Below are 22957 nucleotides of genomic sequence, written 5' to 3' on the forward strand. Positions count from 1 at the left end.
ATATTATTATTCAGGCCGTGCTATAGCCTCTACGGCCAGACGGTAGCTGTCGAGTCCGAATCCGGCTATCGATCCACGGCACACAGGCGCTATCAGCGAACGGTGGCGTATCTCCTCGCGGGCCGCCACGTTGGATATATGCACCTCCACCACCGGTGTCTCGATGGCCGCGATGGCGTCGGCGATGGCGAGCGAGGTGTGGGTATAAGCTCCGGCATTGAGTATTATCCCGGCATATCGGCCGTTGAAACCGTCGGCGTGCAGCCGGTCGATGATCGCGCCCTCGTGGTTGCTCTGAAAAAAGTCGAATCCGATATGCGGATACAGGCTCCGCAATCGCTTCATGAAGTCGTCGAAAGAGGTGTTGCCGTAAACCGCCGGCTCGCGCACCCCGAGCAGATTTAGGTTTGGACCGTTGATAATGAGTATATCCATGATTTTATGGAGCTTTTGATGAGAAGTGTATTCAAAGACCGGGAGCGTTGACCAGCATCCATATTCCGGCATGGGTAAGCGCCATGAGGGCAAGCAGCACCCACGCCATGGTGCGGCGGCTGTCCCAGCACAGACATGCGAGCCATGCGGCCACAACCACGTAGAACGGATAGATCCACACCAATGTGCGCACCATGTCAGGACCATCCGGCGGACAGGCCGACAGCAGCGCCGGAGTGAGCAATGCCGGAAGTGACATCACTACCGCCAGAACTATGAACCATGCCGGAGCACGGCAACCCGACCGTCCGCTCATCGCGACGCCTCCTCCCCGAGGCTCTCGCGATAGGCCGCCACGGTTTCGGTCAGCCCCGCCACGAGATCATAGCGCGGTGCGAATCCGAAGTCGGCTACAGCTTCGTCGACCGAGCAATTCCAGTTGCGCTGACGCATTATGCGGAATTTGTCGCGGTTGAGCGTGCTGGGTTTCGACCGTATGACGCCGATCTTCTCGGCCACCGCCGAAACCAGATAGAGCATCCATATAGGCACCCTTACCGGTATCACCAGCCGGCGGCGGAGTATGCGCGCGGCGATGCGCCGGAATTCGGCCTGTGTGTAGCTGCGTGGCTCTGATATGATGTATTTCCGCCGGAGAGTGCGGTCGGTGTCGAGCGCGTCGAACACAGCCGCGGCAAGATCTTTTACATAGATGAACGTAAGCATCTGCCGGCGCAGTCCCACGCCGAAATCCCAGTGGCGGTCGATGCTTCGGATCATCATCAGATAGTCTTGCTCGTGGGGGCCGTAGACACCTGTGGGCCGGAAGATGGTCCATGGAATGTCGGGGCATGTTTCGAGAAATGTCTCAGCCTTTATCTTGCTGACGCCGTAACGGGTGTCGGGTGCCGGGATGGTCTTTCCGGTAAGCGGCGCATAGGTGCGTTCGTCGCCCGGTCCGAGCGCCGACAGGCTGCTCATGTAGAGCAACCGTCCGGGGATACGGCGGGCCATACGCAACGCTTCGACGACATTGCGCAGATACTGGTAATTGATACGGTTGAAATCGGCGAAATTGGTGCATTTCGTAGCTCCGAGATTATACACGAGCCGGTAATCATCCCCTTCGGGGACTGCCCCGGCTATGGCCTCGGCCATCTGCTCCGGATTTTCGTAGTCGAGAATCAGAAAACGGATGCGGCTGTCGGCGAGGTATCGGCGCGATGTCGACTCACGTATGCCGGCAGTCACCGTATATCCGCGACGCAGCGCTTCGTCGGCGATGAAACCGCCGACAAAACCGCCCGCTCCTATTATCAGTACGTTTTTGCTCATTTGAAGGCAAAGTTAGGGAAAATCCGCGGATTTTCCTTAATTTTGCACACAAAGCAGACAACCTACCGACAGATTATGGGCAAGAACAAATTGCGAAAATTCCGGGAGATGGAAGAGATACCTTTCGTCGTACAATGTCCGTTTGCCACACTGGCGTCAGAGGGATTCGGGATGAAAGGACACTGGAACAGCGACTTTTTCCACAACGACAATCCCATAGTGCTTGAACTCGGATGCGGCAAGGGCGAATACACCGTTGGCCTCGCCGAACGCATCCCCGGCAAGAACTTCATAGGCATCGACGTAAAGGGCGCCCGCATGTGGACCGGCGCCAAGCGCGCTCTGGCCGCAGGAATGACCAATGTAGGATTTCTGCGCACAGACATAGAGCTTATTGACCGCTTTTTCGCCCCCGGCGAAGTGAGCGAGATATGGATCACGTTTCCCGACCCGCAGATGAAAAAGGTGCGCAAGAGACTGACGTCCACCCGGTTTCTGGAACTATACAGCCATATACTGAAGCCCGAAGGGAAACTGCATCTGAAGACCGACAGCCCGTTTCTTTACACCTACACACGCGCCATGGCCTCGCACAACGGCATCACACCCGAAGCCGACACGGCCGACCTCTACGGCGATCCGTCGCATCCGGCCGACGACATACTGTCTATACGCACCTATTACGAGCAGCAATGGCTATCGCGCGGCCTGACGATCAAATATCTGCGGTTTGCCATTCCGCGCGACCGCGAGCTGTCGGAACCCGACATAGAGATACCCTACGACACCTACCGCAGCTTCTCGCGCGGCCATGTCGAAGGCGAATGAACTATAAACAGACATCAACACACCCCAGCTGATCTTTATGGAACGACTATATCCCAACCTCATACTCGACGCACTGCGCAATGTGCGCTATCCGGGCAACGGACGCGACATCGTTGATCTCGACATGATCGCCGACGACATACGCATCGACGGCCCGAAAGTGAGCTTCACGATAGTGTTTGACAAGCCCACCGACCCGTTCATGAAATCGATAGTCAAGGCTGCCGAGGCCGCCCTGCGCACATATATATCACCCGAAGTGGAACCGACCATAGCCACGGCGTCGCGACAGCCCGAACAAAAAGCGCAGCCGATGCTTCCGGGTGTGAAAAACATCATAGGGGTCAGCTCAGGCAAGGGCGGCGTGGGCAAATCGACCGTGGCCGTGAATCTCGCAGTGGCTCTCGCTCAGGAGGGCTACCGGGTGGGGCTTCTCGATGCCGACATATTCGGTCCGTCGCTCCCGAAAATGTTCGGCGTGGAGGACGAGCAGGTATATATGCACGAAGTCGACGGACGCGCGCTGATCATCCCGCTTGAAAAATATGGAGTGAAACTTCTCTCTATCGGCTTTCTTGTCGACAAAGACAGTGCTGTGCTGTGGCGCGGCGGCATGGCCTCCAACGCCCTCAGGCAGCTGATAGGCGAAGCCGACTGGGGCGAACTCGACTATTTCCTCATAGACATGCCTCCGGGCACGAGCGACATACACCTGACGCTGGTGCAGACACTCGCCATCACAGGTGCGGTCATCGTCAGCACTCCTCAGGAGGTGGCTCTTGCCGACGCACGCAAGGGCATATCGATGTTTACCGGTGAGAAAGTCAATGTGCCTATACTCGGACTTGTGGAAAACATGGCATGGTTCACTCCCGAACGCCATCCCGACGAGCGATACTATATATTCGGACGCGAAGGGGGCGTGAAACTCGCCCAGCAACTCGGCGTGAGACTTCTGGGGCAGATACCGGTCGTGGAGTCGATATGCGAGGGGGGCGATGAAGGACGCCCCGTGGCTCTTGACGGCTCATCAATCACCGGCCAGGCATTCCGCCATGTAGCCCGCGAGGTAGTCGACGCATGCAACCGCCGCAACGGCACTCTCCCACCGACCATAAAGGTTTCGCTGCAGTAAAAACACAGCATACTACTATCTACCACCCCGTCAAGGCGGCGCTTTGCGACGCCATGACGGGGTTTTATGCAGGCTCTTCTTTGATCGGAGTCATCAGAGTTATCGGAGCTATCAGAGCTATCGGAGGGGTAGCGGAAAGCTGTTAATTAGTGTGATATTACTGAACTTCACAACTTACTATAAAACAATATCATAGTATTCGATGCGCGCTCGATGTAACAAGGCTGTAACTGATTTAACTTCGTTTAACACAAAAACTCTTGTAGAGCTGTAATTCTCCGTAACTTTGCATTGTCAACGAATTGTAACATCAGCGCTGACAAACCGACATAACAACCCATTACACCTCTAAAACCTCACAACAATGGCTACAGCAAACTTTCAATCCAGACTCATGGGACTTCAGGCAAACCTCCTCAACTTCGCCTTCATGCTCACATCGAACCGCGACGATGCCTACGATCTGCTTCAGGATACCACGCTGAAAGCCCTCGACAACGCCGACAAATATGTCGAGAACACCAACTTCAAGGGATGGGTGTTCACCATCATGCGCAACATCTTCATCAACAACTACCGCCGCGTGGTGCGCTCGGCCACGGTCATCGACCAGACCGACGATCTCTACCATCTCAACCTCAGCCAGGACTCGGGCCTGGAAACTCCCGAAGGCTCATTCGGCGCCAAGGAGATCACCGACGCCATCAACGAATTCCCCGACAAATACCGCATACCCTTCTCGATGCACGTGGCCGGCTACAAGTACGGCGAGATCGCCGAAAAGATGCAGTTGCCGCTGGGCACAATCAAGAGCCGCATATTCTTCGCGCGCCAACAGCTCCAGACACGCTTCGCCGACTACCGCTGAAAAGCCATACCACACCCATACACATTACTATAAAAACACACTATCTTGAAAAACGGCCGCGGACGCCCTCCATTGACTATGGAGTCGTCCGCGGTCATTTTGCGTCACTTCGGAGCGGATCAGGAGCGTATGGCCGCTTCCCTGTCGGCGTCCCAATAGCGGCAGTCAAGCTCAAAGAAGAGCGAGGTGTAGGGAATAGTCAGCCCAGACTTGATGACAACCACCAGATAGAGCCTGCTGACCTCGTCGAGCCGCAATATCAGATCCTCGTGGCCGAGATCTTTTATGGCCCCGTAGCCACCGATCACTTCGTCGACTCCGGCACGATATGATGTAATGCCGGGACAGAGCCGCTCGTCGAGGCGCAACTGCTCCGAGTCGCGATATACATGCGCCACCACATGAGAGGCGCCGTCAAGCTCGCCGCGGATCGTACGGAGCACGGTCGGAAAATCGTCGGCCGTAGCATCAAGGGTGAGCACTCCGGGATTGGTCTGCAACGGATAAGCCATGTCGGTGACCACGATCCAGTTGCGATGCCCCAGCAGCGGCATCATCGTGTGAAGTTGTTCTTTCCAATCCATATAAAAATTAGTTGATATTATGAAACTCGTCAGTAACCCATGGTCTGCTGCGGCGCTTTTTGATTTTATCCGGCGTTTTTTACTCTCATCCTCAGTTGTGTAGCTCGCTACACGCCCTCGTCTTCAAGCGAAAACCACTCGAACAGATCTCAAAAATCACTCGCAGCTAATTTTTGCGAGTCACTTAAGTGTATATGTATGAGAGGATAATCTGTCATTGATGACTGAATCTGAGAGCCATGCCTCGGGCTGTGGCAAACACTATGCCGTGGCGGTAGGCCGTATGGCCGTTGACCCACGTCTGATCCACACGCACACTCAGCGGCGCGCCCTCAAGCGGACTCCAGCCACACCGGCTGATGACCGACTCAGGAGTGACGGGATAAGGCTCCACATCGTCGTCGACCATCACCAGGTCGGCATAATAGCCCTTGCGGATGAAGCCGCGGCGCTCGATGCCGAACAACGTGGCCGGATTGTGGGCCATTTTCTCCACCACCTGCTCAAGCGAGAGAACCCCCTCCTTCGACAGCTCAAGCATGACGGGGAGAGAGAACTGCACCATAGGCATGCCGCTGACAGCTGTCAGAGCCGTGCCCTCCTTCTCCTCTGGAAGATGCGGCGCATGGTCGGTGGCAATAACGTCGATAAGACCGTTGGCCACCGCATAGCGCAGTCCGTCGCGGTCGACCGGACGCTTTATGGCGGGATTGCATTTGATTCTGGCTCCGAGGTGGGGATACTGTTCGTCGGTGAACAGCAGGTATTGCGGACAAGTTTCGGCAGTGATACGTTTTCCGGCCACCGGTCCGGCCTCGAAGAGACGAAGCTCGTCGGCGGTGGAAACGTGGAGCACATGAAGCCGCGCGCCTGTCAGCCGGGCCATATCCACGGCTGTCTGCGTGGCCTTGAGGCAGGCCTCGTGGTTGCGTATCACCGGATGGAAAGCTATCGGCAGATCCTCACCGTAGCGCGCCACAACGGCCTCACGGTTGGCCTTTATGGTAGCCTCGTCCTCGGCATGGACAGCTATGAGCGCCGGCACCTCGCGGAATATACGCTCTATCACCTCGCGCCGCTCCACAAGCATGTTGCCGGTGGATGACCCGAGAAACAGTTTCACTCCGGCGGTCAGACTCCAGTCGGCATCAAGAAGCTGCTGCAGATTGGTGTCGGTGGCTCCGATGAAGAAGCCATAGTTGGCCACCGAAACTTCGGCTGCACGCTCGCGCTTGGCGGCCACATCATCGGGGGTAATGGTGGCGGGGCGCGTATTTGGCATGTCGATGAACGACGTCACGCCTCCGGCCACGGCCGCGCGGCTCTCGGTGGCCATGTCGGCCTTGTGCGTGAGTCCCGGATCGCGGAAATGCACATGGCCGTCGATGACACCGGGCATCAACAGACGTCCGGCCGCGTCGATCTTCTCCAGATCGTCGCGCTGCATGAGTGCGGCCGGGGCATCGCCCGCCGCGGTATCGGCGATGACATCGCCCTCTATAAGCACGTAGCCACGTGCGGTGACACCTTCGTTGACTATCCGGGCGTCATGAATCAGTATCGGTCTGCGATCCATATTGCGGATATTTTTTGAACATGCTGTCGAGGCGCAGGCGCAGCACACCGAACACAGCCTCGCTGAAAATACCTGTCGACATCTTGCTCGTGCCGAGCACACGATTGACAAACACGATGGGCACCTCCTTGATGCGGAACCCGCGCTTGAATGTCTGGAACTTCATTTCGATCTGAAATGCGTAGCCTTTGCAGCGGATGGAATCGAGCGGCAACGCCTCCAGCACCCGGCGGGTGTAGCAGGCAAAACCGGCCGTGGTGTCGTGAACCGGCATTCCGGTGACCAGCCTGACATAGGCCGACGCATAATAAGACATCAGCACGCGTCCTATGGGCCAGTTGACCACATTGACGCCGGTGACGTAGCGCGAGCCCACGGCCATATCCGCTCCTTCGTCGCGGCAGGCCGACAGAAGGCGCAGCAGATCCTTGGGATCGTGACTGAAATCGGCATCCATTTCGAAGATATAGCGGTAGCCGGCAGGATCGGCAAGACATATTTTGAAACCCTCGATATAGGCTGTGCCGAGTCCGAGTTTGCCGGGACGCTCATGGAGCTTTATCCGTCCGGGGAACTCCTGCTGGAGGGCGCGTACAGCCCCCGGGGTGCCGTCGGGCGACCCGTCGTCGACCACAAGCACGTCAAACTCGCTGTCGCCAAGGGCCATGACAGCGCGTATGATAGAGTCGATATTCTCTATCTCGTTGTATGTAGGTATGATTACTATGCTCTGATGCATGGCTGCGTGATCAGAATTTCAGTGAGGCTCCGGCCAGTCCGGTGATGCCCTGTGATTCGAAACAGTCGACGGTCGAATAACGGTGGTTGAGCAGATTCTCTCCATTGACAAAGACTGTCAGAGCCGGGGTGATCCCATAGGATATTCCGGCCGACAGATCGCGCACATCGCCGAGAGTTATGGCAGGTGATGCTCCATCGTATATGTGACATATACGGCGGCCGGTACGCAGAGTGAAGCCGAGATCGACGCTCAGACGCTCCACCGGATTGACCTTGACCGACGCGTCGAGCACATTGCGCGCCCTGTCGCGCCACAGATAGTAGCCTTTGCCGTAGGCGGAAGGAGCTGTGTGCCACTCCACGCGAGCATCTGCGACAGATCCCCACCGGTAGCCAACGGCCGCCCCGAAATGAAATCCCTTGACATCTTCCGGCTCAAGAATCAGACTGCCGTAACTGTCGGTGATGGCAGGCATGAGCCAGTCGTTGGCACGGGCATATCCGCCGGAGATCTCGCCATACAGACCGTGAAGCGGTCCGATGCGCAGGCGCGCGTCGAGTGTCAGCGGTATGTGTGAATTGGCATAAGCCGCCCATGGCTCAATGTTGCGTGCGAAAGCTAATACAGATCCGAGCGTGTTCTGCCACTCTCCTCCTCCGGCACTAACCTCCAGGGCAAACATCGACGACGGGTTGACAGCGATCCTTACATCAGGGGCTATATGGAACGCCTTGCCTGAATTGTGGGTGAGGTCGACACGCGCTCCAAGCCGGAGGTCGAAAGCTCCGGCACGATAGGAATATGAGGGACTGAACCGCAGAAGCCATGTAGAGTATGACCGCGGGGTGCCGATATTGGGATTTTCGACCGTGGGATTGGTGCGCAAACCCGAAAAGTCGACATCGAGCGCGGCAAGCGATCCGCCGTCGAAGTCAGCATTCAGTCCGGCTCCGAAACGGAAATTGTTCTCGGCCTCGGCCGGAAGCTGATCCTGACGGTAGGGATAACGGATGTCGTCGCCGAACGCGAAGCGCGAGTAACCGGCACGGAATCCATAGCCTAGATCATTGACGGTCGATTTCCATGCAAGGTCGGCGTTCCAGCGGTTGACCGACTGGTATTCCATGCCGTAATCGCCTGTAGCCGGGCTGTAACCCGGATGATTGTAGCGCGAGTAGGAGTAGTCAAGCTCGCCCGACAGCTCCGAGGATGCGCCGATACGCTGCGAGGCATAGATGCCTACGGTGGCGGTATGGTCGCGTATGTATTCCTTCCGGCCGGATGAAGCACGGTCATAGGGGGTGCGCCGCGAGGTGTAGACGGTGCCGTCGTATTGCAGCCATGCTCCGACACGGGTGGTGGAATTGTCGACAATCCTGTATCCGGCCGACAGCATGGCGTTATAGAGCGGCATGAAGCCGATGGAGGCATATCCGCGGTAGGGGCTGATGTAGATGCTGTCGGCCCATGCGGCCGGATCGAGCACAACTATCCCTGCCGGCACTCGTGAGGTGATGGCTCTTGTGGATGGCGACAGGCGCTCCATGGCCAGAGGTGGGAGAGATACCGACGGCGTGAAGCCGAGGCGTGTGGCCTCGCGCTGTATCGGCACCACCTCGCGCTCCACAGTGATCTCCTTGTTGAGCTGCTGCGCGGCTGTCGTGGCTGTGGCGGCCGCCGATATTACGGCGATTGCCGTCAATCTTATAGTGTGGTTTATCATGAGCGGATGTTATTGCTGTTGTTTCAGACGTGAGTCGATCATATCGAATATTTCTGCTTCGGTGCCGGGATAGTTGCTCTTGAGCGAACGGAGATATTCGTCGGCCTCGAAACCGTTGCCCTGGGCACGCAGCGCATCGCTGAGCACTATAAATCCTCGTGCGAGCCAGTAGGCGTGGGGCGGATTGGCGTTTATGAGGGCGTCGGCCGTGGCGCGCGCCTTCTCGGCGTTGCCGCTGCGGAGCTGCGATTCGGCCAGACTGACGGCCGCACGTGCGCCATACTCATCTTCGGGGCTTGCGGCAAGAAGAGCCCATGCGGCTTCGGCCTCGTCATTGCGTCCAAGACGGCTGAGGGCAAGAGCGCGGTCGTAGGAGATCTCCTGCAGTCCGGTCAGATTTTCGGCCGACGATGACAGCAGCCTGTCGGCAGCCTCCAGGGCCGTAGCGTTCTCGTCAAGCATGAGCGCCGTGCGCATCACTCCAAGGCGCGCCTGCTGCAGGCGGCGCGGACTCGACGCGCTCTGCTCCAGACGCCGGTATGATTCGAGCGATGCCGCTCCGCGACCCTGCGCCAGCTCGGCTTCGGCACGGATTATCAGCGCGTCCTCGCTGACGTCGGCGTGGGGATAACGGTCGGTAAGGCGTGTGGCATATTCGAGAGCCTCGGCGTCGCGCCCGGCGGCCTCTGCAGCCTTTGCCATCAGCAGGAGAGCCTGCGGCTCATGGACTCCGCCCGGATACGTGCGCAGATAGTCGGCCAGACGCTCCGTGCGGTCGTTGGCCACATAGTCGGACTCGGCGGCGCGGAATGCCAGTGCCTCAAGCTCTGAGGCCTCGGTCTGCGGAGCGTCGGGAACCGATGCTATGAATTCGGAATACTCCTGTAGCTTTCCCTCGTCGGCATAGATGCGCTTGAGGTCGTCGGCGGCCATACGTGCCTCCTCGCTTGTAGGATATGACGATATTATCTGCCGGTAGGAGTCTTTGGCTTCCTTGCGGCGTCCGGCGCTCAGCGAGGCTATGGCCTTGCGGAGCATTCCCTGGCGCGCATAGGTCGATGCGGGATAGTCGCGCAGCAGATTGTCGTAAGCCTTAAGGGCTGCATTGTTGTCGCCAACCGCTGTATATGCGTCGGCCTGTTCAAGCATGGCGGCCGGTATGAGCGACGATGTCGGATAGCGTCTGCAGAGGTCGGAGATAAGCTCTATCTTCTGCTTGTGGTTGCGCTGCAGACCGCTCATGACTGCCTTCTGATAGAGAGCATAATCGCCGGCCTCCGGATTGAGGGCAAACGCCTTGTCGTAGGCGTCGGCCGCGCCGGCGAAGTCACTGCCGTAGTAAAGACAGTCGGCGGCACGGTTGTAGGCGTCGGCAAGCATACGGTTGTCGGGACGTGCTGCGATCACATCGCGGAAATCGGTTAGCGCAGCCTTGTAGTCGGCCTGTGAGAAGCGGGCATATCCGAGATTGTAGCGCGCTATCACGGTATTGGGATCGCCTCGGCGGGACTCCTTGAGATAAGCCTCAAGGGAGCGCACTGCGGCATCATAGCGTTCGAGGTCATACTGGCATATACCCTCCCACAGGAGAGACTGCCTGGCTATGGAGCGGTCGGCTCCGCTGATGGAAGCGGCCCGGCGGAAACGGTCGAGAGCCTCTGTCAGGCGTCCCGACGAATATTCGCGGGTGCCGAGAGCGAAGAGCGCGCGCTGGCGGGCGGCATTGGCCTCCGGCGTCGGACGGTTCATCGCATCTATCAGCTTCAGTGCCGACTGATAGTCGTTGTCGGTCATATATCCCGATATCATGTAAGAGCGCACTCGATCGGCATATTCCGACTGCGGATACTCGCGCAGGAAGTTCTCGAACAGCGCCACGGAATTGCCGAATGGCACGCGTCCGCCTTCGGACTTGGCCACGGCGTAGTTGTACATGGCCGACTCCGACACATTGCGGTCGAATCCCATGCGATAGGCTTTCTCGAAAGCCATCAATGCCCCGTCGGCCTTGCCCTCGGCGAGATAGCTCTGGCCGAGAATCAGATTGGCGCTCTGCCCCATGGCATTGTCGGACGCAGCCGCGTGCCCGAGGCTGCGTATCGCTGCCTGATAGTTGCCGAGGCGATACTCGCCCACTCCTAAAATGTAGAACGCCGACGGACGGATACGGTCGGTGGTCGACGCGTAGCGGCGCAGATAAGGCAGAGCCTCCTCCTCGCGGCCGAGGTTGAACAGCGACTCGCCGGCTATACGGTTCATTTCGGGCGCGAACTGCTCCACGGCATCGTTTTTCAGAAGCTGCCGGCTGAGCGACAAGGCTCCGGAAAAATCGCCCTGAACAAAATCGATCTGCGCCAGATAGTACTGCGCAACGTCATTCAGCTCGGCGTTGCCCGCCGCCTCCTTGAAAAGCGTGCGCGCTGCTGCATAATTGCCGGCCGCATATTCGAGATATCCACGATAGAAAGCTCCGGCGGCGCGATAGCGGTCGGACCGCGCCAGACGGCTGAAGCCCTGCATGGCCTCCTCGGTGTCACCGAGCATAAGACGGGAATATGCCTGGCGGTAGTCGACATCGGCCGCCACATAGCTGTCGAGCGCATCGCGGTCGACACGCCCGTAGGCCTCCACAGCCGCAGGGTAATCCGAGCGGTGGAAATACCAGTCGCCCACGGCCGCAAGCATCTCCTCGCGCCGTGCCGACGCCGGATAGTCGGCTATCCACCGCTGCAACAGCCGCAGAGCGTCATCGTGGCCGAGATACAGCGCCGACAGCGCCGTAAGCCTCCGAGCCTCCTCCATCTGACCGGGCGAAGGGGTCAGACGCTCCATGGCACGCATCTGATCGATGCACCCTGTATAGTTCAGATCGTCAAACATTCGGAAGCCGCGTTCCAGATATCCTGCCGCGCCGGCCCCATTGATCTGGCCCGAGGCCTGCACCGTCAGCGCACCGGCCACGGCCACTGCAAAAAGTAGGCTGTGTTTCATATCGCGAAGTTACATAAATATGACCGCACGCGCAAATATATAGCGACATGATTCGTTTTTAACCTTATTTCACATTGTCATATCAAGGAATTATCGTAACTTTGCCTCCGCAAACATCGGGGTATTAGCTCATCTGGCTAGAGCGCGACACTGGCAGTGTCGAGGTGAGCGGTTCGAGTCCGCTATACTCCACTTCATCAAGCGAATCGAAAAGTCGGTTCGCTTGTTTTTTGTGTCATTATCGATGATCAAATTGCGTTGACCCAAATTTATGGAGCTGAACATAAACACGATTGCAGCTTTTTCAAAAAAAAGGGGAGGTGTTTTTAGGGTTTGAACACCGGGCGAGGGGCTTGGTCGGGGCAAACTATTGCTTCATGTCACCCTGAGACCGGCTTTATAGTGTTTTAGAACAACATTCCCGTCATCGGAACTTTGCAGGGGAAGAGGGCGTTGTAATTTATGCATACGCGGCCAACGATGCGCTTATGATGACAACACACACTCAATATAAAACACACATTAAACGCTCTTTTCATTATGTGGCACAACACTATCGTTCCCTTTTTGGTGGAGAATCCCTCTATGGCGATTTTCCTGACTCTGTGCCTGGGGTATCTTGTCGGCAAGCTTAAGTACAAGATGCTCACTCTGGGCACTGTCACGAGCGTATTGCTCGTGGGCGTGGTTCTCGGCATTCTGGCGCCGGAAGTAAAGATACTGCCTCCGCTCAAAATGGTTTTCTTCCTGCTGTTTCTGTTTGCTATCGGCTATAGCGTCGGACCGCAATTCTTCAGAAGTTTCCGCAAGACGGGACTTCCGCAGGTGATATTCGCCGCAGTGGTCTGCGTGGTCTGCCTCGGCGTGACATGGCTTTGCGCCAAGCTGGCGGGCTACAATGCCGGCGAGGCCGTGGGTCTTTTCTCGGGCGCGCAGACCATCTCGGCGGTGATCGGCGTGGGCCAGGAGACCATCAACGGACTGCATATCTCCGAGGCGGCCAAGGAGTCGATGAACAATGTGGTGCCGGTGATGTATGCCGTCACCTACGTGTTCGGCACCGCCGGCTCGGCATGGATCATAGCCTTCGTGGGTCCGAGGCTGATGGGCGGCTTCCAGAAGTGCCGTCAGGACTGCGTGGAGGAGGAGGCCCAGATGGGTCAGACTCTCGTAGACCAGCCGGGCTACGGCTCATCGCTGCGTGAGGTGGCATTCCGCTGCTACAGGGTCGACAACGACTGGTTTGGCACAGGCAAGAGGGTGTCGGACCTCGAGGCTTATCTGAAGTCGCAGGGCCGCAGGCTTTTCGTTGACCGCATACGCCACAACGGGCAGATCACCGACACCCCCAAAGGTTCGGCCATGATATTCAAGGGCGACGAGGTGGTGCTCAGCGGACGCCGCGAGGCCATTATCGGTGAGGAAACATGGATCGGCGAAGAGGCGCAGGATCCGGAGCTTCTCAACTTCCCGATACGCATACAGCCCGTGATGGTAGCTTCGAAAGCGGTCGACGGCAAGACTGTCAAGGAGATCCGCGAGATGCCGTTCATGCACGGCGTGAGCATCCGCTCGATCAAACGCCAGCAGTCGATCGACATACCGGTGCGCGAAAACAATGTCGTGGACGGAGGCGACATGATGACCCTCGTCGGACTCCCCTACGATGTCGATACGGCGGCGAAGGCAATAGGCCGCGCATCGCGCCAGACCACGGCCACCGACATCATCTTCGTGTCGCTCGGCATCCTTATCGGCGGCATCATCGGAGTGCTATCGTTCAACGCCGGCAGCGTGCCTATCTCGCTGACCACTTCGGGCGGAGCGCTGATCATGGGCCTCATCTTCGGATGGTGGCACAGCAAACGCCCCGATTACGGACAGGTGCCCGAACCGGCCGTGTGGATATTCCGCGACCTCGGCCTCAACATGTTCATAGCCTGCGTAGGCCTCGAATGCGGCCCTCACTTCGTGCAGGCTTTCGCCCAGGTGGGCTGGATGCTGCTCGTGTGGGGCGCCATAGCCACAGCCCTGCCGCTGATCATTTCGATACTGCTGGCACGCTACGTGTTCAAGTTCCGCCCCGGCACAGCCCTCGGATGCGTAGCCGGATCGCGCACCACCACCGCCGCCCTCGGCGCCGTGGAGGAGTCGCTCCACAGCAATGTGCCCGCCATGGGCTATGCCGTCACCTATGCCGTCGGCAACACGCTGCTGATACTGTTCGGCGTAGTTATGGTCATACTCTTCGCATAAAACCCGACATAACCCACAACTTTCAATTACACGCAATACTATGGACAATCTCATCAACTCTCCTATCGACAACGAACTGTCGAAGCTGTCGCCGTTCGAACTGAAAGGCAAAATCATAGAGATGGCCGACGAAAAAGTCAAGAAGGCCGCCAACTCACTGCTCAACGCCGGCCGCGGCAACCCCAACTGGGTGAGCGACGCTCCGCGCAGCGCATTCTTCGCCTTCGGACAGTTTGCGATGACCGAGTGCCACCGCACCCTCTCACTCCCCGAAGGAATCGCCGGCACTCCGCAGAAAGGCGGCATGGCCGCACGCTTCGAGACATGGATGCGCGACAACGCCTCGATGCCCGGAGTCGACTTCCTGCGCAAGGCCTACGAATACTGCCTGATGGAACTCTCGGCCGACCCCGACGCCCTGCTCGACGAGTGGACCGACGGCATCGTGGGCGACAATTATCCCACCCCGCCGCGCATACTCCACTACACCGAAGTGATCGTGCGCAAATATCTCGACTGGGCCATCTGCGCCTCCAATCCCCCGAAGGATGTCACATTCGACCTATTCGCAGTCGAAGGCTCCACGGCCGGAATGTGCTACTGCTTCGACGTGCTCAAGCAGAACCATCTGCTCGAAAAGGGCGACGCCATAGCCATCATGGTGCCGGTGTTCACACCCTACATAGAGATACCGGAGCTGAACGAATTCGAATACACGGTGCTCGACATCGACGCCGACGCCACCACCCCCGACGGCCTGCACACATGGCAGTACAAGAGAGCCGACATAGAGAAGCTCAAGGATCCGAAATACAAGATGCTGTTCGTCACCAACCCGTCCAACCCGCCCAGCTACGCCATGGCACCCGAGACGGTCGAGGCGCTCAAGGAGGTGGTCAAGGCCAATCCGCGGCTGATGATACTGACCGACGACGTCTACGGCACATTTGTCAAGGGCTACCGCAGCCTCGCCGCCGAGCTGCCCTACAACTCGATATCGTGCTACTCGTTCTCGAAATACTTCGGAGCCACCGGATGGCGAGTGGCCGTCACAGCCGTCAGCTCCGACAACGTGTTCGACAAGCTCATATCCGAGCTTCCCGACGACAAGAAAAAGCAGCTTGAAGAGCGCTACCAGAGCCTAACGATCGACGTCTCCGGCCTTAAATTCATCGACCGCATGGTGGCCGAGAGCCGGCTCATAGCCCTCAATCACACAGCCGGATTGTCGACACCGCAGCAGATACAGATGTCGTTCTTCGCACTGTCGACGCTCATCGACACCGCCGACACCTACCACGAACGGATGATAAAGCTCATACACAGCCGCTACGACGCCCTGTGGAAGAACTTCGGATTCTCAATGCCCGACGATCCGCTCCGTGCCGACTACTACTCGGAAATCGACATGATGATATGGGCCAAGAAGCTTTACGGGCAGGAATTCGCCGACTATCTCGACAAGACCTACAACCCGCTGGCTATAGTGTTCAGACTCGCCTCGGAAACCGGAAGCGTGGTGCTCAACGGCGACGGCTTCGACGGCCCCCGCTGGAGCATACGTGTGTCGCTCGCCAACCTCAACGAGGACGACTACGTGCGTCTGGGCAAAAACATACGCCAGATCCTCGAACAGTTTGCCGACGAATGGAAAGCCTCTAAAAAATCCTGACACGAATCCCTCGCCCCGCATAGCTCCTCCGGGAACCATGCCACACGGATGAACATAGCAGGCGCTGCGTCAAAACACCGGTATTCTGACGCAGCGCCGTTGTTCTGCACCGATTTATCCTGCGTATCGAACATGTTGACAAAATCCTGAAAATATAGACGGGATATATCGTTTTTTTTGTAACTTTGCGTCTAAAAGACGCTAACACAGATAAATGCCAACTGTTCCACACAACTACAATCTCGGTTTTATTTCTAACGAAGATATCTACGAACATGTCAAAAAGACCGTAGAGGCTTACCGGCGAGAAATAACTCTTGACCAGTTCAATGAGAATATCATTGACCCGATCAAGCTGACATTTGACGCCAAGGTTTACGGCAAGACTATTCAACAAGCCGTCGAAGATGAATGCTTCCGGCAGATTGACAAGTCCAACACCAACCGCATCGGATATTTCCATCAAAACCTATTCCGATATGCCGGCAACGGATGGGTTGTACCTTCGGCGGGATTTGATGTGGAAAACGATGAACTGCATATCTACGTCGAGATGAAGAACAAGCACAACACCATGAATTCCGCTTCATCTCAGAAAACATATATGAAAATGCAAGGGAAGCTGTTGGACGATGACGAAGCGACCTGTTACCTTGTCGAAATAATTTCCAAACGTTCCCGCGACGATGCCTGGAAAGTTTCACTCGATGGCAAACCACGTGAGCACAAAAAGATCCGTAGAATGTCAATTGACAAGTTCTATGCTCTTGTATTCGGCGTTGAAGACGCCTTCTTCAGATTGTGTGCTGCACTGCCCCGAATCATTGAGGATGTAGTCAATGACAACCCCGCTCTTGCTCTCAAAAACACCGTGTACGAAGAACTCACAAAAGAGCATGCCGACATTCTCGCCAGTCTGTACATTCTCGCATTCAAGACATATGAGGGATTTGACAAACTCAACAACAAATGACCCGGGATACTCATATATCACTGAATAATTTCGCCGACATTATGGGCGTTTCACGTGCCACCGTTGACAAATGGATTGCCAACGGCAAATGTGTAGCCCGTATTGACGAGCATAATCAGAAGTATCTGATCGTTTCAGAACTTTCTTCATTTCCAGAAATTTCAGCGATGCTTAACAATATCTGGGACGAGGAAAACGAGGTTGTGCCCCGCAGAACTTTCACATCAATCGAGCTATTCGCAGGGGGAGGGGGGCTTGCATTGGGCATGCACAAGGCCGGCTTCAAGCATTTGCTGCTTAATGAGTATGACAAGGATGCTTGCGCTACACTTCAAAAGAACATGCCGGACTGGAATGTGGTCAAGGGTGATATCCATGACATCGACTTCACTCCATATCATGGCAAGGTCGACTTACTGACCGGAGGTTTCCCTTGTCAGGCATTCTCTTATGCCGGTAAAAGGCTTGGATTTGAAGAAACCCGAGGCACTCTTTTCTTTGAATTGGCTCGTGCGGTCAAAGAAATACAGCCAAAAGTATTCATGGCCGAGAATGTGAAAGGATTGCTGGAACATGACAATGGACGCACTATCGAAACCATTAAATCTGTCATAGCTGAACTTGGCTACACCCTGATCGAGCCACGTGTACTCCGCGCCATTCAATATAATGTCCCACAAAAAAGAGAGCGACTTATTCTCATTGCAATTCGGTATGATATAGCTCCACATGTCAACTTCAAATGGCCATCGGTATGCGGTCAACTGCGCACTCTTCGTGACGCTTTTTTTCATGGTGATCTTTATGACTGCGACGTGCCTGAAAGCGAAGGACAAAAATATCCGGCGGCAAAAGAAAAAGTAATGAAACTTGTGCCGGAGGGAGGAGACTGGAGAGATCTGCCCGACGATATAGCTAAAGAATACATGAAGGGCAGCTATCATCTTGGAGGCGGCAAAACAGGGATGGCACGACGCCTCTCCATGGACGAAGCCAGCCTGACCCTTACCTGCGCTCCGGCTCAAAAACAGACCGAAAGGTGTCATCCTACAGAAACACGGCCATTAACCGTCCGTGAATATGCACGAATACAGACATTTCCCGACGACTGGGAGTTTTGTGGCTCTCTTTCTGCAAAATACAAACAGATCGGAAATGCTGTTCCAGTCAATTTATCCTGGGCTATCGGTCGTGCTGTCATGCGACTGTTCAATCAAATTGACATCATTATGCCTCAGAACTCAACAGAGGAGCCACATCAGTCATACCAGCCGGTCAGGAAATTGTACGGCATATTTGAAGGACTGGCTTGTGATCCGCCAGAACCCTATACAAATGATTAGATAAAATTTCATCGATCCTAAATGCAGCTATGGACCGCAGAATAAGCTTGCGCGGGTTTCATGTGCGGAGCGTGAGGTTTTTGGGATTTTTTTTGGAAGATTGGGGGTGATTGGAGGAATTTCACTACATTTGTGTTTTGCAAACCATCTCGCAACAGCGACTATTCCGATAATGAACATGACTTTCGCTCAACAGTGCAACAGGATATTCGATGAGACAGTGGCTCTCTACCATCTCACCGACGATGTGGATTTCAAGCCGCAGAATCCTTATTCCGCCAATGATCCGGCACACACTCTGTTTGCCAAAAACTGGATCGATGCCGTGCAGTGGCATCTGGAGGATATAATCCGTGATCCGGAGATCGATCCGGTGGAGGCTCTGGCTCTCAAACGCCGTATAGACCGATCCAATCAGGAGCGCACCGATATGGTGGAGGAGATCGACACGTATTTTCTTGAGAAATATGCCGGAGTGACACCGCTTCCCGACGCGTCGATCAACACCGAGAGCCCCGCATGGGCAATAGACCGGCTGTCGATCCTCGCTCTGAAAATATACCACATGAAGGCCGAAACGGAGCGCACCGACGCTTCGGAACAGCATCTGGCCAAGTGCCGTGCGAAGCTCGACGTGCTTCTCACCCAGCGCGAGGATCTGACGGCGGCCATAGACCGTCTGATCGACGATATTGCCGCCGGTCGGAAGTTCATGAAGGTCTACCGGCAGATGAAGATGTACAACGATCCGTCGACCAATCCGGTGCTCTATGCCGGCAAATAAAGCCGACCGCCATACCGTAGGCCGGTGCGTGCTGGCCGTGCGCTTCTCAGCGCTTGGCGATGTGGCGATGGCCGTCGGTCCGCTCTACGATGCGTGCAGGTCAAATCCCGACGTGCGCTTTGTGTTTCTGACCAAGGCTCCCACAGCACGTCTGCTGCTCGAAACTCCGCCCAATCTCACGGTGGTCGGAGCCGACATGAAGCACCAGTACAGCGGTACGGCCGGAATGATCAGGCTGCTCCGAGAGCTTCACCGCGAGCATGGTTTCACCGACATGGCCGATCTTCACGACGTGCTGCGGACCCGTCTGGCAGCCGTATTCTGCCACCTTCACGGCATCAGAGTGAGCCGTATCCGCAAGGGGCGCCGCGAGAAAGCGCGTCTGGTAGCCGACTTTTCGGAATATCCTGCACCACTCACCGCCACCGACCGACGCTACCGCGACGTGCTGGAGCGCCTCGGACTGAAGCTTTCGGGTGAGCCGGTCAGGTTTTTCAAGGGGGGTGCTGACCCGTCGGCATTCGCCGCCGCAAGCCCCGACAAAGCCGAAGGCGAGCGATGGATAGGGATAGCCCCGTTTGCAGCCCATCAGGCCAAGATCTACCCTGAGGAAAAGATGAAACGGGTGATCGCATCGCTGTCGGAAGATCCGTCGACAAGGATCTTCCTTTTCGGCGGAGGCGAGGAGGAGAAGCTGATTCTGGGTCGGTGGAGCGAGGAGTTTCCGCGAGTCACAAGCATGGCACGCGAGCGCTTCGGTTTCCGGACCGAAATGGCCGTGATGAGCCGGCTCGACGTCATGGTGGCCATGGATTCGGGCAATATGCATCTGGCCGCCCTTACAGGAGTGCCCACGGTGACGGTGTGGGGAGCGACCCACCCTTCAATGGGGTTCACGCCCTGCGGCTTCGATCCGTCGCTTGCCGTACAGACACCGATGGCGTGCCGCCCATGCTCGGTGTTCGGCAACCGGCCCTGCCGCACATCAGACTATCGCTGCATGACTTCGATAACCCCCGAAGAGATCATATCACGAGTAAGAGAAACAATCAGCAAGTAAGAGTATGTTTGATTTTTTACAAAATCCTCTTTGAGTGAACAGAAGTGAAATTCAAACATACTCTAAAAACCCTACAGCCAATTGGAAGAAGATTTCGACATACGCGCCGCCCGACAGGCGGCTTCCGACCGCGACGGCGATATCGAGAAAGCCCTGCGCCCATCGCAGTTTGAGGCTTTCGCCGGACAGGACGGCATAGTGGACAATCTGAAAGTGTTTGTGGCAGCCGCCCGTATGCGCGGCGAAGCTCTCGACCACCTGCTTCTGCACGGTCCTCCCGGGCTGGGCAAGACCACACTGTCGGCAATCATAGCCAACGAACTCGGCGTGGGCTTCAAGGTCACTTCCGGACCGGTGCTCGACAAACCGGGTGATCTGGCCGGCATACTAACCTCTCTGGAGGAAAACGACGTGCTGTTTATCGACGAGATCCATCGCCTGAGCCCCGTCGTCGAGGAGTATCTCTACTCCGCGATGGAGGATTACCGCATCGACATAATGATCGACAAGGGTCCCGGCGCGCGGTCGGTGCAACTCACCCTGTCGCCGTTCACCCTCATCGGCGCCACTACCCGAAGCGGCCTGCTGACCTCGCCGCTCCGCGCCCGCTTCGGCATCAACTGCCATCTGGAGTATTACGACCATCAGGTGTTGCAGCGTATCATACTTCGTTCGGCACGCCTGCTCGGAGTGGAGTGCACCCCCGAGGCCGCCGACGAAATAGCTCTGCGAAGCCGTGGCACGCCGCGCGTGGCCAACGCGCTGCTGCGACGGGTGCGCGATTTCGCCCAGGTGAAGGGCAACGGGCGCATCGATCCCGAAATAGCCCGCTACTCGCTTGAAGCACTCAACATCGACAAGCACGGCCTCGACGAGATCGACAACAAGATCCTCACCACGATAATCACAAAATTCAACGGCGGCCCTGTGGGTCTCGGCACCATCGCCACCGCCCTGGGTGAAGACGCCGGCACGATAGAGGAGGTCTACGAACCGTTCCTGATCAAGGAAGGATTCATCAACCGCACTCCGCGCGGCCGTGAAGTGACCGATCTTGCCTACCGGCATCTCGGCCACATACGCAACCGACGGCCAACCGACGAGCCGTCGCTATTCTGAACAACAACGCTAACACCCCTACAGCCTTGCCTTCACTAAAGTCGCTCGCAAAAGATACGGCCGTCTACGGCCTCAGCAGCATCATCGGCCGTTTTCTCAACTGGCTTCTGGTGCCGCTCTACACCATCACGTTCGCCGAGGCGCAATACGGCACCGTGAGCTTCATCTACGCATGGGTGGCGCTGACGCTCGCCCTGTTGATCTACGGCATGGAAACCGGTTTTTTCCGGTTTGCCAACCACGATCGCTATCCCGATCCGCATGTGGTCTACTCCACTACCATGACCTCGATAGCCTGCAGCTCGACTCTGTTCGTCATTCTGGTCATGGCCTCCATGCCGTGGCTGTCGGGCGCCATGCACTGCCCCGACCACCCCGAATATGTGGCCATGATGGCCGTCACCGTGGCAGTGGACGCGTTCACGTCCATACCATTCAGCTGGCTTCGCTACCGTCACCGCCCGATACGCTTCGCCACCGTGAAACTGATCGGCATCGGGATGAACATCGGGCTGAATCTGTTCTTCATACTCCTCTGCCCGGCTCTCTACCGCAGCTGGCCCGATGCCGTATCGGCGTTTTATTCACCCACCTTCGGCATAGGCTACATATTCCTCTCCAACCTGATAGCCACACTGGTCACACTGGTGATACTCATACCCGACTTCACCGGATTCAGGTGGCGGTTTGACCGCACTCTGTGGCGCGAGATGCTGTCGTATTCGGCTCCCCTGCTCGTGCTCGGACTCGCCGGCATCATGAACCAGAACCTCGACAAGATTCTTCTTCCGGCACTGATATCCGATCCGGCCGAAGGCATGAGGCAGCTCGGTATATACAGCGCCAACTACAAGATAGCGATCGTGATGGTGATGTTCACTCAGGCATTCCGCTTTGCCTACGAGCCTTTTATTTTCGCCCAGAACCGCACCGACAAAAACGATCCAGACAAATACCGTCCATTCAGAGTGGCGATGCTCTATTTCGTGATATTCTCTATGGTGATATTTCTCGGCGTGATGTTTTATCTCGACATACTCCGCTACTTCATAGGGCGCGAATACTTCTCCGGGCTTAAGGTTGTGCCGATAATAATGCTTGCCGAGTTTTTCTTCGGGGTATTCTTCAACCTCTCGCTCTGGTACAAGCTCACCGACCGCACCATATGGGGCACATATTTCTCGCTGACGGGCCTTGCGGTGACCCTGCTGATGAACTACCTTCTTGTGCCGTCGATCGGCTATATGGGGTGTGCCTGGGCCGCTCTGACATGCTACGGAGTGATGATGGTACTATCCTACGTCACCGGACGCATAAAACATCCAATCGGCTACCGGCTCGGCCCGCTGCTGACGTATTTCTTTCTCGCTCTCGCGCTCTACGGTTCGGCAGTCGTGCTGACCACCGGCAATCCTTGGATCGACTATACGCTGCGCACAGCCCTGTTGCTCGGCTACATCGCTTTCGCTGCCCGGCGCGAGAACTGCTTCGGACTGCGACGACACCGCGTCAAAACCGCCTGAACACACCTGA

Annotated in this window: 19 protein-coding genes and 1 tRNA gene; 12 read left to right on the top strand and 8 right to left on the bottom strand. The window is 56.6% G+C overall.

Annotated elements, in window-relative coordinates; genetic code table 11:
- Positions 1 to 6: 6 nt before the first annotated feature.
- From aroQ to NF347_RS11925, 3 genes are read right to left on the bottom strand one after another with little or no spacing between them, the layout of a single operon-like run.
- Complete coding sequence (aroQ, locus tag NF347_RS11915) at positions 7 to 435, bottom strand: type II 3-dehydroquinate dehydratase (protein WP_107035341.1); 429 nt, start codon at positions 433 to 435, stop codon at positions 7 to 9.
- 31 nt (positions 436 to 466) lie between these two features.
- Entirely contained in the window at positions 467 to 751 is a 285-nt protein-coding gene (locus NF347_RS11920) for a hypothetical protein (protein ID WP_107035342.1), read from the bottom strand.
- Complete coding sequence (locus NF347_RS11925) at positions 748 to 1770, bottom strand: NAD-dependent epimerase/dehydratase family protein (protein WP_107681357.1); 1023 nt, start codon at positions 1768 to 1770, stop codon at positions 748 to 750. The genes NF347_RS11920 and NF347_RS11925 overlap by 4 nt, the downstream gene beginning before the upstream one ends.
- Before the next feature lie 75 nt (positions 1771 to 1845).
- Here NF347_RS11925 and trmB point away from each other — a divergent pair, with 75 nt between their 5' ends.
- The 3 genes from trmB to NF347_RS11940 all read left to right on the top strand — a co-directional run bounded on the left by trmB (position 1846) and on the right by NF347_RS11940 (position 4601).
- A complete protein-coding gene (trmB, locus tag NF347_RS11930) occupies positions 1846 to 2598 on the top strand; it encodes a tRNA (guanosine(46)-N7)-methyltransferase TrmB (protein WP_107035344.1) in 753 nt (250 codons plus the stop codon).
- Between the two features lie 37 nt (positions 2599 to 2635).
- On the top strand, positions 2636 to 3733 hold the full coding sequence (locus NF347_RS11935; protein ID WP_107035345.1) for an Mrp/NBP35 family ATP-binding protein: 1098 nt from the start codon (positions 2636 to 2638) through the stop codon (positions 3731 to 3733).
- Between the two features lie 364 nt (positions 3734 to 4097).
- Positions 4098 to 4601, top strand: coding sequence for an RNA polymerase sigma factor (locus tag NF347_RS11940; protein ID WP_107035056.1), 504 nt, complete (start codon positions 4098 to 4100; stop codon positions 4599 to 4601).
- Positions 4602 to 4720: 119 nt separating this feature from the next.
- Here NF347_RS11940 and NF347_RS11945 read toward each other — a convergent pair whose 3' ends face one another.
- The 5 genes from NF347_RS11945 to NF347_RS11965 form a co-directional block, all read right to left on the bottom strand.
- Entirely contained in the window at positions 4721 to 5185 is a 465-nt protein-coding gene (locus NF347_RS11945; protein WP_107035346.1) for an RbsD/FucU domain-containing protein, read from the bottom strand.
- Between the two features lie 214 nt (positions 5186 to 5399).
- Entirely contained in the window at positions 5400 to 6761 is a 1362-nt protein-coding gene (locus tag NF347_RS11950) for a dihydroorotase (protein ID WP_107035347.1), read from the bottom strand.
- A complete protein-coding gene (locus tag NF347_RS11955; RefSeq protein ID WP_107035348.1) occupies positions 6733 to 7500 on the bottom strand; it encodes a polyprenol monophosphomannose synthase in 768 nt (255 codons plus the stop codon). The genes NF347_RS11950 and NF347_RS11955 overlap by 29 nt, the downstream gene beginning before the upstream one ends.
- 10 nt (positions 7501 to 7510) lie before the next feature.
- The gene (locus NF347_RS11960) at positions 7511 to 9226 is read right to left on the bottom strand and encodes a porin family protein (RefSeq protein ID WP_107681358.1); all 1716 of its coding nucleotides are present in this window, start codon (positions 9224 to 9226) and stop codon (positions 7511 to 7513) included.
- Positions 9227 to 9235: 9 nt separating this feature from the next.
- Positions 9236 to 12217 (bottom strand): tetratricopeptide repeat protein, encoded by a 2982-nt coding sequence (locus NF347_RS11965; protein WP_123542335.1) that lies wholly within the window; start codon positions 12215 to 12217, stop codon positions 9236 to 9238.
- Positions 12218 to 12335: 118 nt separating this feature from the next.
- Between NF347_RS11965 and NF347_RS11970 the strand changes: the two genes are divergently transcribed.
- From NF347_RS11970 to NF347_RS12010, 9 genes are all read left to right on the top strand, one after another.
- Positions 12336 to 12409 (top strand) — tRNA-Ala (locus tag NF347_RS11970).
- Between the two features lie 348 nt (positions 12410 to 12757).
- A complete protein-coding gene (gene aspT / locus NF347_RS11975; protein ID WP_107035351.1) occupies positions 12758 to 14473 on the top strand; it encodes an aspartate-alanine antiporter in 1716 nt (571 codons plus the stop codon).
- A 40-nt stretch (positions 14474 to 14513) separates the two neighbouring features.
- Positions 14514 to 16145: a bifunctional aspartate transaminase/aspartate 4-decarboxylase gene (locus NF347_RS11980; RefSeq protein ID WP_107035352.1), complete on the top strand. Its 1632-nt coding sequence runs from the start codon at positions 14514 to 14516 to the stop codon at positions 16143 to 16145.
- A 214-nt stretch (positions 16146 to 16359) separates the two neighbouring features.
- Entirely contained in the window at positions 16360 to 17118 is a 759-nt protein-coding gene (locus NF347_RS11985; RefSeq protein ID WP_107035353.1) for an Eco47II family restriction endonuclease, read from the top strand.
- Positions 17115 to 18461 (top strand): DNA cytosine methyltransferase, encoded by a 1347-nt coding sequence (locus NF347_RS11990; protein WP_107035354.1) that lies wholly within the window; start codon positions 17115 to 17117, stop codon positions 18459 to 18461. Before NF347_RS11985 ends, NF347_RS11990 begins: the two co-directional genes overlap by 4 nt.
- Positions 18462 to 18639: 178 nt before the next feature.
- Positions 18640 to 19245, top strand: a complete 606-nt coding sequence (locus NF347_RS11995; RefSeq protein ID WP_107035435.1) for a DUF4254 domain-containing protein — start codon at positions 18640 to 18642, stop codon at positions 19243 to 19245.
- Positions 19232 to 20305: a glycosyltransferase family 9 protein gene (locus NF347_RS12000; protein WP_107035355.1), complete on the top strand. Its 1074-nt coding sequence runs from the start codon at positions 19232 to 19234 to the stop codon at positions 20303 to 20305. Before NF347_RS11995 ends, NF347_RS12000 begins: the two co-directional genes overlap by 14 nt.
- 81 nt (positions 20306 to 20386) lie before the next feature.
- Positions 20387 to 21424 carry a Holliday junction branch migration DNA helicase RuvB gene (ruvB, locus tag NF347_RS12005; protein WP_107035356.1) on the top strand — a complete coding sequence of 346 codons (1038 nt, stop codon included), beginning with the start codon at positions 20387 to 20389 and terminating at the stop codon, positions 21422 to 21424.
- Between the two features lie 26 nt (positions 21425 to 21450).
- Positions 21451 to 22947: a lipopolysaccharide biosynthesis protein gene (locus tag NF347_RS12010; protein WP_107035357.1), complete on the top strand. Its 1497-nt coding sequence runs from the start codon at positions 21451 to 21453 to the stop codon at positions 22945 to 22947.
- Positions 22948 to 22957 lie beyond the last annotated feature (10 nt).

Origin of the sequence: Paramuribaculum intestinale, assembly GCF_030759015.1 — a bacterium.
In the GTDB taxonomy this organism is placed as follows: domain Bacteria; phylum Bacteroidota; class Bacteroidia; order Bacteroidales; family Muribaculaceae; genus Paramuribaculum; species Paramuribaculum intestinale.

Bases quoted from the DNA above. Each gene is read 5' to 3' on its own strand.
- aroQ (WP_107035341.1), bottom strand. From the start codon at position 435: ATGGATATACTCATTATCAACGGTCCAAACCTAAATCTGCTCGGGGTG.
- NF347_RS11920 (WP_107035342.1), bottom strand. From the start codon at position 751: ATGAGCGGACGGTCGGGTTGCCGTGCTCCGGCATGGTTCATAGTTCTG.
- NF347_RS11925 (WP_107681357.1), bottom strand. From the start codon at position 1,770: ATGAGCAAAAACGTACTGATAATAGGAGCGGGCGGTTTTGTCGGCGGT.
- trmB (WP_107035344.1), top strand. From the start codon at position 1,846: ATGGGCAAGAACAAATTGCGAAAATTCCGGGAGATGGAAGAGATACCT.
- NF347_RS11935 (WP_107035345.1), top strand. From the start codon at position 2,636: ATGGAACGACTATATCCCAACCTCATACTCGACGCACTGCGCAATGTG.
- NF347_RS11940 (WP_107035056.1), top strand. From the start codon at position 4,098: ATGGCTACAGCAAACTTTCAATCCAGACTCATGGGACTTCAGGCAAAC.
- NF347_RS11945 (WP_107035346.1), bottom strand. From the start codon at position 5,185: ATGGATTGGAAAGAACAACTTCACACGATGATGCCGCTGCTGGGGCAT.
- NF347_RS11950 (WP_107035347.1), bottom strand. From the start codon at position 6,761: ATGGATCGCAGACCGATACTGATTCATGACGCCCGGATAGTCAACGAA.
- NF347_RS11955 (WP_107035348.1), bottom strand. From the start codon at position 7,500: ATGCATCAGAGCATAGTAATCATACCTACATACAACGAGATAGAGAAT.
- NF347_RS11960 (WP_107681358.1), bottom strand. From the start codon at position 9,226: ATGATAAACCACACTATAAGATTGACGGCAATCGCCGTAATATCGGCG.
- NF347_RS11965 (WP_123542335.1), bottom strand. From the start codon at position 12,217: ATGAAACACAGCCTACTTTTTGCAGTGGCCGTGGCCGGTGCGCTGACG.
- aspT (WP_107035351.1), top strand. From the start codon at position 12,758: ATGTGGCACAACACTATCGTTCCCTTTTTGGTGGAGAATCCCTCTATG.
- NF347_RS11980 (WP_107035352.1), top strand. From the start codon at position 14,514: ATGGACAATCTCATCAACTCTCCTATCGACAACGAACTGTCGAAGCTG.
- NF347_RS11985 (WP_107035353.1), top strand. From the start codon at position 16,360: ATGCCAACTGTTCCACACAACTACAATCTCGGTTTTATTTCTAACGAA.
- NF347_RS11990 (WP_107035354.1), top strand. From the start codon at position 17,115: ATGACCCGGGATACTCATATATCACTGAATAATTTCGCCGACATTATG.
- NF347_RS11995 (WP_107035435.1), top strand. From the start codon at position 18,640: ATGACTTTCGCTCAACAGTGCAACAGGATATTCGATGAGACAGTGGCT.
- NF347_RS12000 (WP_107035355.1), top strand. From the start codon at position 19,232: ATGCCGGCAAATAAAGCCGACCGCCATACCGTAGGCCGGTGCGTGCTG.